The organism is Streptomyces buecherae (assembly GCF_014295035.1).
In the GTDB taxonomy this organism is placed as follows: Bacteria; Actinomycetota; Actinomycetes; order Streptomycetales; family Streptomycetaceae; genus Streptomyces; species Streptomyces youssoufiensis.
The window spans coordinates 3,183,090-3,197,210 of the sequence record NZ_CP060404.1 but is presented as its reverse complement, the minus strand read 5'-3'; the positions used below and the strand labels follow the sequence as shown (position 1 = coordinate 3,197,210).

10 protein-coding genes are annotated in these 14,121 nt (G+C 73.3%); 6 read left to right on the top strand and 4 right to left on the bottom strand.

The window, feature by feature from the left end; genetic code table 11:
- Positions 1 to 420: 420 nt before the first annotated feature.
- The 5 genes from H7H31_RS11895 to H7H31_RS11875 all read left to right on the top strand — a co-directional run bounded on the left by H7H31_RS11895 (position 421) and on the right by H7H31_RS11875 (position 6,812).
- Positions 421 to 1,209 (top strand): ABC transporter ATP-binding protein, encoded by a 789-nt coding sequence (locus tag H7H31_RS11895; protein WP_176163716.1) that lies wholly within the window; start codon positions 421 to 423, stop codon positions 1,207 to 1,209.
- Positions 1,206 to 3,785 (top strand): ABC transporter permease, encoded by a 2,580-nt coding sequence (locus tag H7H31_RS11890; RefSeq protein ID WP_187062028.1) that lies wholly within the window; start codon positions 1,206 to 1,208, stop codon positions 3,783 to 3,785. The genes H7H31_RS11895 and H7H31_RS11890 overlap by 4 nt, the downstream gene beginning before the upstream one ends.
- Positions 3,786 to 4,585: 800 nt before the next feature.
- Entirely contained in the window at positions 4,586 to 5,053 is a 468-nt protein-coding gene (locus H7H31_RS11885) for a hypothetical protein (protein ID WP_187062027.1), read from the top strand.
- Between the two features lie 217 nt (positions 5,054 to 5,270).
- Positions 5,271 to 6,230, top strand: a complete 960-nt coding sequence (locus tag H7H31_RS11880; protein ID WP_187062026.1) for an NAD(P)-dependent oxidoreductase — start codon at positions 5,271 to 5,273, stop codon at positions 6,228 to 6,230.
- Between the two features lie 207 nt (positions 6,231 to 6,437).
- Positions 6,438 to 6,812: a hypothetical protein gene (locus H7H31_RS11875; protein ID WP_187060481.1), complete on the top strand. Its 375-nt coding sequence runs from the start codon at positions 6,438 to 6,440 to the stop codon at positions 6,810 to 6,812.
- Positions 6,813 to 6,899: 87 nt separating this feature from the next.
- Here H7H31_RS11875 and H7H31_RS11870 read toward each other — a convergent pair whose 3' ends face one another.
- Positions 6,900 to 7,157: a type II toxin-antitoxin system Phd/YefM family antitoxin gene (locus H7H31_RS11870; RefSeq protein WP_187060480.1), complete on the bottom strand. Its 258-nt coding sequence runs from the start codon at positions 7,155 to 7,157 to the stop codon at positions 6,900 to 6,902.
- Positions 7,158 to 7,345: 188 nt separating this feature from the next.
- Between H7H31_RS11870 and mfd the strand changes: the two genes are divergently transcribed.
- Entirely contained in the window at positions 7,346 to 10,915 is a 3,570-nt protein-coding gene (gene mfd, locus H7H31_RS11865) for a transcription-repair coupling factor (protein ID WP_187060479.1), read from the top strand.
- Between the two features lie 157 nt (positions 10,916 to 11,072).
- Here the strand turns inward: mfd and H7H31_RS11860 are convergent, their stop codons facing one another.
- The 3 genes from H7H31_RS11860 to H7H31_RS11850 all read right to left on the bottom strand — a co-directional run bounded on the left by H7H31_RS11860 (position 11,073) and on the right by H7H31_RS11850 (position 13,769).
- Positions 11,073 to 11,657 carry a GNAT family N-acetyltransferase gene (locus H7H31_RS11860; protein ID WP_187060478.1) on the bottom strand — a complete coding sequence of 195 codons (585 nt, stop codon included), beginning with the start codon at positions 11,655 to 11,657 and terminating at the stop codon, positions 11,073 to 11,075.
- An 88-nt stretch (positions 11,658 to 11,745) separates the two neighbouring features.
- Positions 11,746 to 12,696: a bifunctional DNA primase/polymerase gene (locus H7H31_RS11855; protein WP_187117902.1), complete on the bottom strand. Its 951-nt coding sequence runs from the start codon at positions 12,694 to 12,696 to the stop codon at positions 11,746 to 11,748.
- Complete coding sequence (locus tag H7H31_RS11850) at positions 12,693 to 13,769, bottom strand: DUF4331 family protein (protein ID WP_187059672.1); 1,077 nt, start codon at positions 13,767 to 13,769, stop codon at positions 12,693 to 12,695. The genes H7H31_RS11855 and H7H31_RS11850 overlap by 4 nt, the downstream gene beginning before the upstream one ends.
- Between the last annotated feature and the right edge of the window lie 352 nt (positions 13,770 to 14,121).

Below are 14,121 nucleotides of genomic sequence, written 5' to 3'. Positions count from 1 at the left end.
GGTCGCGATCTCGCGGTACCGGTCACCGCCCCGGCCGCCCGGCCCCGCCCTCCGGGTCTCCCGTACGGCGACCCCTACCGCCCCACCGACCGCTCCAGCACTGCTCCCCGGCCTGAGCGGCGCGCCCCGCGGGCCCGCGACCGGTGGTTCGCGGCACCTCGCACCCTGAGACCCGGGTGCGACCCGGGGCCCACCCCCTAGGGGAGCGAACGCCCTTCCCCTGACCCCGGGTTCGTACCGACGGATGACGAGGTCAGGAGGCTGTTCTTCCTAGTCTTGGTGCGGGCCGCACGACTACGGGGGTGGGGTTAGCCCCAGGTCGGATACGGCGCTGAGCACCATCGCGAGCCCGCTCCCGTTCGAGCAGTCTTGTGTACGCGGCAAGGACCGCGCCGAACACACCTACCGAGGAGAAGTACCGTGACGACGGCTGTATCGATTCCCAGGACCGGGGGCAGCGGAGGGCATACGGCCGTGGCCGCGCGAGCACGTCAGGTGGTCAAGGCGTACGGCTCCGGGGAGACCCGGGTGGTGGCCCTGGACCACGTGGACGTGGACATCGCCCGGGGCCAGTTCACCGCGATCATGGGCCCGTCCGGCTCCGGCAAGTCGACGCTGATGCACTGCCTCGCGGGCCTGGACACCGTGACCGCGGGCCACATCTACGTCAACGAGACCGAGATCACCGGGCTCAAGGACAAGAAGCTCACCCAACTGCGCCGGGACCGGATCGGGTTCATCTTCCAGGCGTTCAACCTGCTGCCCACGCTGAACGCCATCGAGAACATCACGCTGCCGATGGACATCGCGGGCCGCAAGCCCGACCGGGCCTGGCTGGACCGCGTGGTGGAGACGGTGGGCCTGGCCGGGCGGCTCAAGCACCGTCCGAACCAGCTCTCCGGCGGCCAGCAGCAGCGCGTCGCCGTGGCCCGCGCCCTGGCCGCCCGGCCGGAGATCATCTTCGGTGACGAGCCGACCGGCAACCTCGACTCGCGGGCCGGCGCCGAGGTCCTCGGCTTCCTGCGCAGGTCCGTTGACGAGCTGGGCCAGACCATCGTGATGGTCACCCACGACCCGGTGGCCGCCTCGTACGCGAACCGGGTGCTCTACCTCGCCGACGGCCGGATCGTCGACGAGATGTACCAGCCGACCGCCGAGTTGGTCCTTGAGCGCATGAAGAACTTCGACGCGCGGGGGCGTGTCTCGTGACCGTGTTCAAGACCTCGCTGCGCAACTTCTTCGCGCACAAGGGACGCATGGCGCTCTCCGCCGTCGCCGTCCTGCTGTCGGTGGCGTTCGTGTGCGGCACGCTCGTCTTCACCGACACCATGAACTCCACCTTCGACAAGATCTTCTCCGCCACGGCGCCCGACGTCAGCGTCAGCCCCAAGGACGCCGCGAGCGGCGACGACGTGCAGCGCTCCCGCAAGGTGCCGACCATTCCCGCGTCGAAGATCGCGGAGCTGGAGAAGGTCAAGGGCGTCAAGTCCGCCGTCGGCGACACGGTGTCCACCTCCATCACGGCCGTGGACTCCAAGAACAAGAAGATCGGCCTGGCCGAGGGCGCCCCGTCGGTCGCCACCAACTGGGACAGCGCCGAACTCTCGTCCGTCGAGATCACCTCGGGCCACGAGCCGCGCGGCCCGACCGAGATCATGGTGGACGCCGACACCGCCGACAAGAAGAACCTGGAGCTCGGCGACAAGGTGCGCATCATCGCCGTGCCCGGCGACGCCACCTTCACCATCACCGGCATCGCCACCTTCCAGGTGACCAACCCCGGCTCGTCCATCTTCTACCTGGACGACGAGACCGCCCAGCGCCGGCTGCTCGGCGCCACCGGCAAGTACACCTCCATCGCGCTGACCGCCGCGCCCGGCGTGAGCAACGACGAGCTCAAGCAGAGCGTCCTCGCCTCGCTCGGCCCGGACCACGACCTCAAGGTCAAGACCAAGGCCGAGACCAAGGAGGAGAACAAGGACGAACTGGGCTCCTTCCTGGACGTCATGAAGTACGCGATGCTCGGCTTCGCCGGAATCGCCGTCCTGGTCGGCATCTTCCTGATCGTCAACACCTTCTCGATGCTGGTCGCCCAGCGCACCCGCGAGATCGGCCTGATGCGGGCCATCGGCTCCAGCCGGCGCCAGATCAACCGCTCGGTGCTCTTCGAGGCGCTGCTGCTCGGCGTCGTCGGCTCCATCCTCGGCGTGGCCGGCGGTATCGGCCTCGCGATCGGCCTGATGAAGCTCATGGGCACCATGGGCATGAACCTGGACACCTCGGAGCTGACGGTCAAGACGGCCACGCCCGTCGTCGGCCTGGTCATCGGCGTCCTGACCACCGTCGTCGCCGCGTACATACCGGCCCGCCGGGCCGGCAAGATCTCCCCGATGGCCGCGCTGCGGGACGCCGGAACGCCGGCCGACAGCCGTGCGGGCCGCGTACGGGCCGTGCTCGGCCTGCTGCTGACCGGCGCCGGCGCCGCGGGCCTGGCCATGGCCGCGAACGCCGACAAGGCGGCCGACGGCTCGATGTTCCTCGGCCTCGGCGTGCTGCTGACCCTGATCGGCTTCATCGTGATCGGCCCGCTGCTGGCCGGCGTGGTGGTCCGGGTGCTGAGCGCCGTACTGCTGCGGATGTTCGGCTCGGTCGGCCGGATGGCCGAGCGCAACGCACTGCGCAACCCGCGCCGCACCGGCGCCACGGGAGCGGCCCTGATGATCGGCCTCGCGCTGGTCGCCTGCCTGTCGGTGGTCGGCTCGTCGATGGTCGCGTCGGCCAGCGACGAACTGGACAAGTCCGTCGGCGCGGACTTCATCATCGAGCCCGACAACGGCGTGATCAAGCCGCAGGTGGAGCAGGCGGTCAAGCGGGCCAAGCACCTGGAGCACGTCAGCGACTACAAGCTCCTCGAGAACGCCACCATCACCACGCCGGACGGCAAGAGGGTCAAGGACGACCTGGACGCGGCCAGCGCCAGCTACGCCAAGGACCTGCGCTCCCCGGTGATCGAGGGCACGTTGGTGGACGCGTTCGGCAAGAACGCCATCGGCGTCCCGGAGGGCTTCGCCAAGGACCACAAGGTCGCCCTCGGCGACGTGCTCAGCGTGGACTTCAAGGAGGGCGGCACGGCCAAGCTGACGGTCCGCGTCATCACCTCGGAGGACACGGCGTTCAACAAGGGCGCGATCTACCTCGGCGTCGACACGGCCAAGGACTACATCAAGCCCGACCAGATGCCGCAGAACCTGATGATGTTCGCCGCCGCCAAGGAGGGTCAGGACCGCGAGGCGTACAAGTCGCTCAAGGCCGAGCTGACGACCTACCCGGACGTGACGGTGCGCGACCAGGCCGACTACAAGAAGCTCCTGGAGGACCAGATCGGGCAGATGCTCAACCTGGTCTACGGACTCCTCGGCCTCGCGATCATCGTCGCCATTCTGGGTGTCGTGAACACCCTGGCCCTGTCGGTCGTCGAGCGCACCCGCGAGATAGGTCTGATGCGCGCCATCGGCCTCTCCCGCCGCCAGATGCGCCGCATGATCCGCCTGGAGTCGGTCGTCATCGCCCTCTTCGGCGCCCTGCTCGGCCTCGGCCTGGGCATGGCCTGGGGCGTAACGGCCCAGAAGCTGCTGGCACTTGAGGGCCTGAAGACCCTGGAGATCCCGTGGCCCACGATCGGCGCGGTGTTCGTCGGGGCGGCGGTGGTCGGCCTCCTCGCGGCCCTGGTCCCTGCCTTCCGCGCCGGCCGGATGAACGTCCTCAACGCCATCGCGACGGACTAGGCGCACCGAGCACACCTGAGCAGGCCGCTGCCCCGCCACCAAGGGGCGGCGCGCCGCCCAGGGCAGAGCAGGCCGCCCGGCCCGGCGGGAGCCCCCCGGCTCCCGCCGGCCGGACGGCCGACGGACGGCGGGTGCCATGGGGATGGTCCGTCGCCGCGGCGGCCGGCCCGGGAACCCTCCCGGACCGGCCGCCGCAACGTCGTCCCCGCCCCGGCCCGCACGCTCTTGGGGGAGCGCGCGGGCCGGGGCGCGGACGCGCCCGCGCGGCGGCTCGCCTGTGCGGTGGGCCCGCCTGCGCAGCGGGTGCGCCTGCGTGGCGGCTCGTCTGTGTGGCGGGTGCGCCTGTGCGGTGGTGCGTCGGTGCGGCGGGCTCGCCTGCGCAGCGATCGGGCTGCGGACTTCCGTGGGGGTTCGCCGTACGAGAGCGGGGGCGGCGCCTGGCCTGGCCCGGAAGCCCAGCACGCCGGAACGGTGACGGCTCGCCGGGGCGGGCGCCGGGTGGGGCCGGTGAGGGTGGCGACGGGCCGGCCCCTTCGCGACGGGGGAACTTGGAGACGCGTACCTTGCCACGAATCCTCGATTCCTGCTGATGGGCCGGCCCGGAAGAACACCCGGCGCCGAGGAACCGGCCACTCCCTGTCGGTAACTGGCCGCGCGCGCTCGGCGCCGCGTGTCTGCGGCGGTCGAGCGGATACAACTGAGGACGACCGTTTCGGCTGACCACCAGAAGGCGCGGCGGTGCGCGCACCGCACATGTCACGGTGCGGCGCCCTGCGTGCCGCGTCAGCAGAGGGGGAGCTGTGCGGCGGCGACGCCTCGTTTCCGTGGTGGTGGTGGCGGTGGGTCTCGCGGTCGGCTGTGGTTCCGACGAAGGCCCCGACCGTTCCGAGGACGCACGCGGTGTCGAGGCCAGTGGGGTGCGTGGGGCTCGCAACGCTGTGGAAGCCTACGTACGCGCACTGAACTCCCGTGACATCGCCGGCTTGATCGAGGTCGGCGGGGTTCCCGACGACTTTCGCGCGCGGCGCGAAGCGCGTCGGATCGTGGCCGAGAAGGGCGACCGGGGGCTGTCCATCGTGGAGGCCCGCGTCGAGATCACGATGGGGCCGGACGTGGGCTCCGTGGAGCTGGCGGTGCGTGACCGATCCGGCAGGGACGCGCGAGACACCCTCACCGTGGTGCGCGAGAAGTCCAGATGGAACGTCGTTGTCTTCCTCGACCGCCCAAGTTCGCCCGACAAGCCCACCTCGTCAACGGTCCGCCCCTGACGGCCACGGCCACGGCCGAGGCCCGGTCGTGCGGGTGGCGCGGCGACGGAACCGGGCGGGCGCGGGACGCCGGAGTCCCTCCGCTGCCTGTGCGCCCGCCTCCTCAGCCAGCCCCACGCCGCTGAGCCCGACCCACTCGCCGCCCCCCCAACCCGCCGACCGGCCCCCCGCGCGTGCCGCTTGCCTTCGAGTGCCCTCCAGGTCCTACCGTTCCCCCATGGCTGACAGGAGCGTGGCGGACACGGACACCGGCACCGGCACGGACACGGCGGGCGCGAGCGGGGCCGACGCGCTCTCCGTGGCGGTGCTCGGCACCGGGATCATGGGTGGGCCGATGGCCCGTAACCTCGCCGAGGCGGGCGGGTTCGACGTGCGGGTGTGGAACCGTACCCGGGCCAAGGCCGAGCCGCTGGCGGAGGCCGGGGCGCGGGTCGCGGACACGCCGGCCGACGCGGTGGACGGGGCGGACGTGGTGCTCACGATGGTGCACGACGGGCCCGCCGCGCTGGACGCGCTGCGCCAGGCCGCGCCCGCGCTGCGCGCCGGGACGCTGTGGCTCCAGTCGAGCACGGTGGGGGTGGGCGCGATCGGCCCGCTGGCGGAGTTCGCCGCGGAGTACGGACTCGACTTCGCGGACGCCCCCGTGCTGGGCACCAGACTCCCGGCCGAACAGGGCGCGTTGACCGTCCTCGCGGCGGGTCCGGTCGCCGTGCGCGACCGGGCCGAGCGTGTCTTCTCGGCGATCGGCCAGCGCACCCTGTGGGTCGGCGAGGACGGTGGTGCGGGCGCGGCCAGCGCGCTCAAGCTCGTCGTCAACAACTGGGTGCTCACCCTCATCAACGGCGCCGGCGAGTCGCTGGCCCTGGCCGAGGGTCTCGGTGTGGACCCGCGCGCCTTCCTGGACGCCGTCGCCGGCGGCCCGCTGGACTCCGGCTACCTGCGGACGAAGTCCGAACTCATCCTCGCCGGCGACTACCCGCCCAGCTTCACCGTCTCCGCCGCCCGCAAGGACGCCGCCCTCATCGCGGAGGCCGCCGAGCGCTCCGGCGTACGCCTGGACCTGGCCGCCGCCGCGGCCGAGCGGCTGCGCCGCGCGGAGCGGCAGGGGCACGGCGGCGAGGACGGGGCGGCGGCGTACTTCGCGAGCTTCGGCGGGACGGACGACGGCGGGGCGTAAGGGGCGAGCCCCCGACCGGGGCGGCGAGCCCCGCCGACCGGGGCGGGGAGCCTCGCCGACCGGGGCGGGGAGCCTCGCCGACCTGGGTGGGGCCTTCGGAGGGGAGCCGAGGCGAGCGCGTCCGGAACCGTTCGCCGCGCGGATGCCGCCCCGTACGGTGTGCCGCGGCGGCTGCGGCGGGCCGTCGCGACCACCGAGGAGCCAGCCATGACCACACCACCGTTGCCTCCCGGAGAAGGTGCCCTGGGGGCGGCCGTGATCCCGCGGCCCGACAGCACCTTTCCGGCGCTGCGGGCCGCGCTCGCGCGGGTGGCCCCGACGCGGCTTCCCGAACTGATCGCGGAGCGGGCCACCGTCTTCACGATGGCCACCCGGTCCAGCAGCTACCAGCCCATCGCCCTGTACCAGCTCAAGTGGGCCACCGTGATCGAGATCGAGCGGTTTCCGGCCCTCGCCCGACGGCTGCGTGCCGCCGAGCACGCCGCCCGGTCGCTCGATCGGGACGACGCCGCATGGCGTACCGCCATGGACGAGATCCGAGCGATCACCGCCGCCGCGCGGGCGCGGCTCACCCGGGAGTGACGAGGGTCGGCCGGGAGTGACGAGGGCCGGCCGGGCACCCGGATCTCGGGTCACCCGTCCCGCAGGGTGCCCAGACGGTCCCGTACGTCAGCCACGTTCCAGGCCGAGGCGCGCGCGAACCTCGTCGTGCGGGGTGGTGAGCGCGGTGCCAGCCGCCTGGCGCTGCCGCCGGTACCGAGCCAGGGCGAGCGCGTCTTCGAGCCCTGCCAGTTCCGCCGCGCTGACGAGGACGGCGACTGGTTGGCCCCGATCCGTGATGACGGTGCGCTCGCGGGCGTGCGCGGCGTGCCGGACCCGGGAGCCGAGGCGCGCACGGGCCTCGGGCGGGGGCAGCGGATCGCTCATGCGGGAAACCGTAGCCCCCAGCGGGTTGACTTCGGAGGGCTCTCGCGTGGCGCTGTCACACCCCCGGCGTACCCTGAAGACATCCCGGCCGCCGGCCCCCGGACACGTCCGTGGGCCCCCGGTCTTGGCTCCGCCAAGGCCCGTGCCGGGCCGTTCGCGTTGTCCAGCCCCGGGACGGGAAGCCCTACATGAGCCTGCACGGTCTGCTCGATGCCGTCGTCCATGACCCCGCGCTCGCCGAGGCGGTGCGCGCGGCCACGGACGGTCACCGCACGCACCTCGACCTCGTGGGGCCGCCGGCGGCGCGGCCCCTGGCCGTGGCGGCGCTGGCGCGCGGGGCCGGCCGGCCGGTGCTGGCCGTGACCGCTACCGGGCGCGAGGCCGAGGACCTGGCCGCCGCGCTGCGCTCGCTGATGCCCGAGGGCCAAGAGCACGGCGTGGTGGAGTACCCGTCGTGGGAGACGCTGCCGCACGAGCGGCTCTCGCCGCGCTCGGACACCGTCGGGCGCCGCCTCGCCGTGCTGCGCCGGCTGACCCACCCGAGCGCCGACGACCCGACCGCCGGCCCGGTCAGCGTGGTCGTCGCGCCCATCCGCGCCGTGCTCCAACCCCAGGTCAAGGGCCTTGGCGAGCTGGAGCCGGTGGCGCTGCGCGGCGGGCAGAGCGCCGACCTGGGCGAGGTCGTGGAGGGCCTGGCGGCAGCCGCGTACGCCCGTGTCGAACTGGTCGAGAAGCGCGGCGAGTTCGCCGTGCGCGGCGGCATCCTGGACGTCTTCCCGCCCACCGAGGAGCACCCGCTGCGGGTGGAGTTCTGGGGGGACGAGGTCGAGGAGATCCGGTACTTCAAGGTCGCCGACCAGCGCTCGCTCGAAGTGGCCGAGCACGGGCTCTGGGCGCCGCCCTGCCGTGAGCTGCTGCTCACCGACGACGTGCGGCGGCGCGCCGCCGAGCTGGCCGAGTCCCACCCGGAGTTGGGCGAACTGCTCGGCAAGATCGCCGAGGGCATCGCCGTCGAGGGCATGGAATCGCTGGCCCCGGTCCTGGTGGACGAGATGGAGCTGCTGCTCGACGTGTTGCCCGCGGGCGCGATGAGCGTGGTGTGCGACCCGGAGCGGGTGCGGACCCGGGCGGCCGACCTGGTGGCCACCAGCCAGGAGTTCCTGGCGGCGTCCTGGGCCGCGTCGGCCGGCGGCGGCGAGGCCCCCATCGACCTGGGCGCGGCCTCGCTGTGGGGCATCGCCGACATCCGGGACCGGGCCCGCGAACTGGGCATGATGTGGTGGTCGATCTCGCCGTTCGCCGCCGGCGACGGCCTCGACGAGGCCGGCGTGGCCGGCGGGCCGACGGACGGCGACACCCTGACCCTGGGCATGCGCGCCCCCGAGCTGTACCGGGGCGACATCGCCCGGGCGCTCGCCGACACCAAGGGCTGGCTCGCCGACGGCTGGCGCACGGTCTACCTCACCGAGGGCCACGGCCCCGCCTCGCGCACCGTCGAGGTGCTCAGCGGCGAGGGCATCGCCGCCCGCCTCGACCCGGACCTCGCCGAGCTGTCTCCCTCGCTGGTGCACGTGTCCTGCGGCTCCGTCGAGCGCGGCTTCATCGACCCGGGCCTCAAGCTCGCGGTGCTCACCGAGACCGACCTGACCGGCCAGAAGGCGGCCGGCAAGGACGGCACCCGGATGCCGGCCAGGCGCCGCAAGACCATCGACCCGCTCACCCTCCAGGCCGGCGACTACATCGTGCACGAGCAGCACGGTGTGGGCCGCTACATCGAGATGGTGCAGCGCACCGTGCAGGGCGCGACCCGCGAGTACCTGCTGGTCGAGTACGCGCCGGCCAAGCGCGGCCAGCCCGGCGACCGGCTGTTCGTGCCGACCGACCAGTTGGAGCAGGTCACCAAGTACGTGGGCGGCGAGGCCCCGACCCTGCACCGGCTCGGCGGCGCCGACTGGACCAAGACCAAGGCGCGGGCCAAGAAGGCGGTCAAGGAGATCGCCGCCGACCTGATCAAGCTCTACTCGGCCCGGATGGCGGCCCCCGGCCACACCTTCGGCCCGGACACCCCCTGGCAGCGCGAGCTGGAGGACGCGTTCCCGTACGCGGAGACGCCCGACCAGCTCACCACCATCGCCGAGGTCAAGGAGGACATGGAGAAGTCGGTCCCGATGGACCGGCTGATCTGCGGCGACGTCGGCTACGGCAAGACGGAGATCGCGGTGCGGGCCGCGTTCAAGGCCGTGCAGGACGGCAAGCAGGTCGCCGTCCTGGTGCCCACCACGCTGCTGGTGCAGCAGCACTTCGGCACCTTCAGCGAGCGGTACGGGCAGTTCCCCGTCGTGGTCAAGGCGCTGTCCCGGTTCCAGACGGACACCGAGGCCAAGGCCGTCCTGGAGGGGTTGCGGGACGGCTCGGTGGACATCGTCATCGGCACCCACCGGCTGTTCTCGTCCGAGACCAGGTTCAAGGACCTGGGCCTGGTCATCGTGGACGAGGAGCAGCGGTTCGGCGTCGAGCACAAGGAGCAGCTCAAGAAGTTGCGCGCCAACGTCGACGTGCTGACCATGTCGGCCACGCCCATCCCGCGCACCCTGGAGATGGCCGTCACCGGCATCCGCGAGATGTCCACGATCACCACCCCGCCGGAGGAGCGGCACCCGGTGCTGACCTTCGTCGGCCCGTACGAGGAACGGCAGATCGGCGCGGCCATCCGGCGCGAACTGCTGCGCGAGGGGCAGGTCTTCTACATCCACAACCGCGTCGAGTCCATCGACCGGGCCGCCGCCAAGCTGCGCGAGATCGTGCCCGAGGCGCGCATCGCCACGGCGCACGGGCAGATGGGCGAGAGCGCCCTGGAGCAGGTGGTGGTGGACTTCTGGGAGAAGAAGTTCGACGTGCTGGTCTCCACCACCATCGTCGAGTCGGGCATCGACATCTCCAACGCCAACACCCTGATCGTCGAGCGCGGCGACAACTTCGGCCTCTCCCAGTTGCACCAGCTCCGCGGCCGGGTCGGTCGGGGCCGCGAGCGCGGGTACGCCTACTTCCTGTACCCGCCGGAGAAGCCGCTGACCGAGACCGCCCACGAACGCCTGGCGACCATCGCCCAGCACACCGAGATGGGCGCGGGCATGTACGTGGCGATGAAGGACCTGGAGATCCGCGGCGCGGGCAACCTGCTCGGCGGCGAGCAGTCCGGACACATCGCGGGCGTCGGCTTCGACCTGTACGTCCGCATGGTCGGCGAGGCCGTCGCGGACTACCGGACCTCGCTGGAGGGCGGCGCCGAGGAGGAGCCGCCGATCGAGGTCAAGATCGAACTCCCGGTGGACGCGCACGTCCCGCACGACTACGCGCCCGGCGAGCGACTGCGCCTCCAGGCGTACCGGTCCATCGCCGCGGCCAACAGCGAGGAGGACATCGCCGCCGTCCGCGAGGAGCTGACCGACCGGTACGGGCCGCTGCCCGAGCCGGTGGAGAACCTGCTGCTCGTCGCCGGCCTGCGGATGCTCGCCCGCGCCTGCGGCGTCAGCGACATCACCCTCCAGGGCTCGCAGGTCCGCTTCGGCCCGGTGGAGCTGCGCGAGTCGCAGGAGCTGCGGCTCGGGCGGCTGCACCCGCGAGCGGTGCTCAAGCCGGGGCCGCGACAGGTCCTGGTGCCCCGGCCGACGACCGGCAAGATCGGCGGCAAGCCGGTGGTGGGCCGCGAACTGCTCGCCTGGACCGGCGAGTTCCTCACGACCATCCTCGGCTCGTAGCCCTCGTAGCCCTCGTAGCCCTCATAGCCCCGGCGGCCTCGTGGCCGTCGGGGGTGGGCGAGCCCAGACGCCGGGCCGAGCGTGACCTCAGGTGGCCCGGCGTCTGGGAGCGGTGGGCCGGGCCGAGCGCGTCTCGGCCCGGGGGAGCGGCGCCGGGTTACGCCTCGGGGGCCGGCGGGGCGGACAGCACGCGCCGGAAGCTGATCCGGTCGTGGCCGGGCCCGTCGTAGTCGCGGTGGACGGGGACGCCGTCGCTCTCGTAGTCGCCGCCCTCGGGCCGGAAGCCCATCGAGTGGTGGAAGGCGATGGACGGCTTGTTGGCCGGCGAGACGATCGAGCGCACCTCCTGCCGCCCGGCCGCCACCGCCCGGGCGAAGAACCGCTCGTACAACTGCCGGGCCACGCCCTGGTGGCGCAGCTCCGGGTGGACGCCGACGAAGTGGATGTAGGCCGTGCCGGGCCGGTCGGGCGAGTGGAAGCCGACCAGGAACCCGGCGAGCGCACCGGCCGCCCCGCTCGGGCCCGCTGCGCCCGCGCCCGCCGCGTCCGACTCCTCGGCGTCGGGCCGCCGCTCCACGATCAGGCTGGTCGCGGCGAAGTGCTGGAGAAAGAGCCGGGGCAGTAACAGGGACAGCTCGCGGGCCTCCTCCGGAGTGCGGGTCTCGCCCCACCAGGTCTGGATCGACGCCACGATCGGAGCGTGATCCTCCTCGCGGGCCTGTCGGAAGGTGAGGTGTGCCATGCGTTCTCTCCCGTACGTCGGTGCGCTCACGCCGTTCGGGGCCCCGTTCCGGGCCCACCAGGGCAGACGCCCTACCGGCCCGTACGGGTTACCCGGTCTCCGCGTACGGGTCGGCGGGCGCCCGCACGCCCGAGCACCAGCCGACGGTGAGCTGGGCGGTGGCCAGCGCCGCCGCGAGCGGGCCGAGGAGACAGCGCAGCCGCTCGACCGGGGCCCCGGGCCGCACCGCCCAGGTCAGACCGGTGCCGGTGTCGGTCAACGCCCCGGGCCCGGGCAGCACGACGCGCGCGCCCGCGCCGTGGTACTCCACGGTCCCGGCCGTGAGCAGCGTGCCCAGCCAGGGCGCCGCCCCGCGCGGGACCAGCAGCCGCATCCGACCCGCGGCCCCGTCGACCAGCGTGGGGAAGTGCAGGGGCCGCACGGTACGGGCCCGCCCCGCGCCCCCACCACGCCCGCCGCCGAGCCCGAACCGCCCCCGCACCCCGAAGCCCCCGGGCCCGAACTGGCCGGCGAACCCGAACCGGTCGTACGAGGCCGCCTCGGGCGACGGGCAGGTGCGCGCCGCGTCCAGCGACGGGCCGGCGTGCGCCCGTAGCGCGACCCGACAGGCGCGCCTGCGGTGCGCCCCGGCTCGCGGACGCGCCCCCTCGGGAGCGGCGTCGGACGCCGGGCCGGACGAGCCAGCGACATCGGCGGGGCCGGAGGAACCCGAGAGGCCGCCGAGGTCAGCGGGGCCGGCGAGGCCGGAGAGGTCGGAGAGGTCGGATAACGCGGGCAACGCCGACGAGCCGGAGAAGGCCGTGCCGGCCAGTTGGGCCTGCCAGGCGCCGGCCGGCGCGCCGGTCCGGCGGCGCAGCAGGTCCAGGGCCTCCATGCCGGTCCGCAGGTCGACCGTGACCGCGTCGAAGGTGCGGCCGGTGGCGAGCCGGACGCCGCGCCGCGGGTCCTCGCGCCACAGCGCGCGCACCGCGTCGGGGTCGTCCGCGGCGGCGGCGACCCAACGCGGGACGCGCGCCGCCGCGCACGGGCGGGCCGTCACCGCTCCGCCTTCGGCGGCGCCAGGTAGGGGAACGTCTCGCGCGGCACCCCCGTAGCCGCGCTCGCGTCCAGCCCCATCGTGACGGGCCTGCCGAGCACCAGCTCGAACATGACCTCCGGCGCCGAGTCGGTCAACGCGCGCCCGTTGCGCCGCTTCACCCCGAAGTGGGCTTCGGTGCCCACCTCGTAGCGCAGCACGTCCGGTAGCAGCAGGTCGTGCACCCGGGCCGCGTGGGCGGCGGGTTCGGCGACCGCGCCCGCGGCGCCGGCGCCCCGCTCGACGGCGGACCGGATCTCGGCCCCGTACCGCTCCCGGTCCTCGGCGGGCTCGGTCGCGTTGAAGTCGATGTGCTGGTCGGGGTCTTCGAGGTCGAAGAGGGTGTTGAGCAGCGGCGTCGCGCAGCGGTTGATCTGCCGCCAGCCGCCCGCGTCGGTCGCCAGGACCGTCACGCCCCAGAAGCCGATCTCCTGGGCGCCGCCGAGGTCGGCGTCGGGCACCTCAAGGACGATCGCGTGCACGTTGGTGTCGGCGAAGATGTTGCTGGCCCGCGCGGGGTCGAACCCGGCCAGGTCGGGGGCGGTGCCCTGGGCGATCCCGGTCCTGACGGCGGTGACCACCGTGCCCTCGATCCAGAACGGGTCGCCGGCCTGCCCGGCCCAGGCCCGCAGCCCGCCGCTCGGGTCCTCGTCGCCGCCGGCGCCCGCGGCGGGCAGGACGAGTTCGGCCGGCTCACCGGTCACGCCGCGCAGCAGCACCGAACCCTCCGCGTCGCGGTCCCGCGCGGCCTCGCCGTCGAACCGGCGCAGCTCCCAGCGCTGCGTGCCGCGCGTGCTGAAGGGGGCGAAGGTGATGGGGGCGAAGGTGAAGCGGTAGGTGATGTCCTCGACCGCGTCGCCGTCGGTGTCGATCTTGATCTCGTACAGGCTCTCGTCGTCGTGGAAGCCGCCCGTGCCGGAGAGCGGGTTGACGTTGACGACGAAGACGGTGCCGCGCTCGCCCCGGAAGACATAGACGTCACTGATGTCGAGCCGGGGGTCCTGGCGTGCGAGGAGCGAGTCGTGGTGATGACTCATCAGCGATCCTGTTCTGCTTCGAGGGAGGGCGCGTCGGCCAGGCACCGGCGGGCCGCGGTCGCGGTGCAGCGGCTCAATAGGGGGGAACCGCGCGCTGCCTCGTCAGGGAGGGCGAAGAGGGTCAGCATCCGGTCCGGCCCGCCGGGGCCTGCTCTGGACCCTAGGCCGAGGCGACACGCGCGGGCGAGGAACAGAATGCACAGTCAGGGCGGTAACTGGTTGCCCACCGACCGGTGGTTGAAGGACGTACCGGTAACTCGGTACGAGACGAGGCCACGGCCCGTTCGGCGGGCGGGAGTTGGGGGGCTGGGGCGGTCGCAGCGCGGCGCGTAGGGGGTGGAGCACTCAAGGC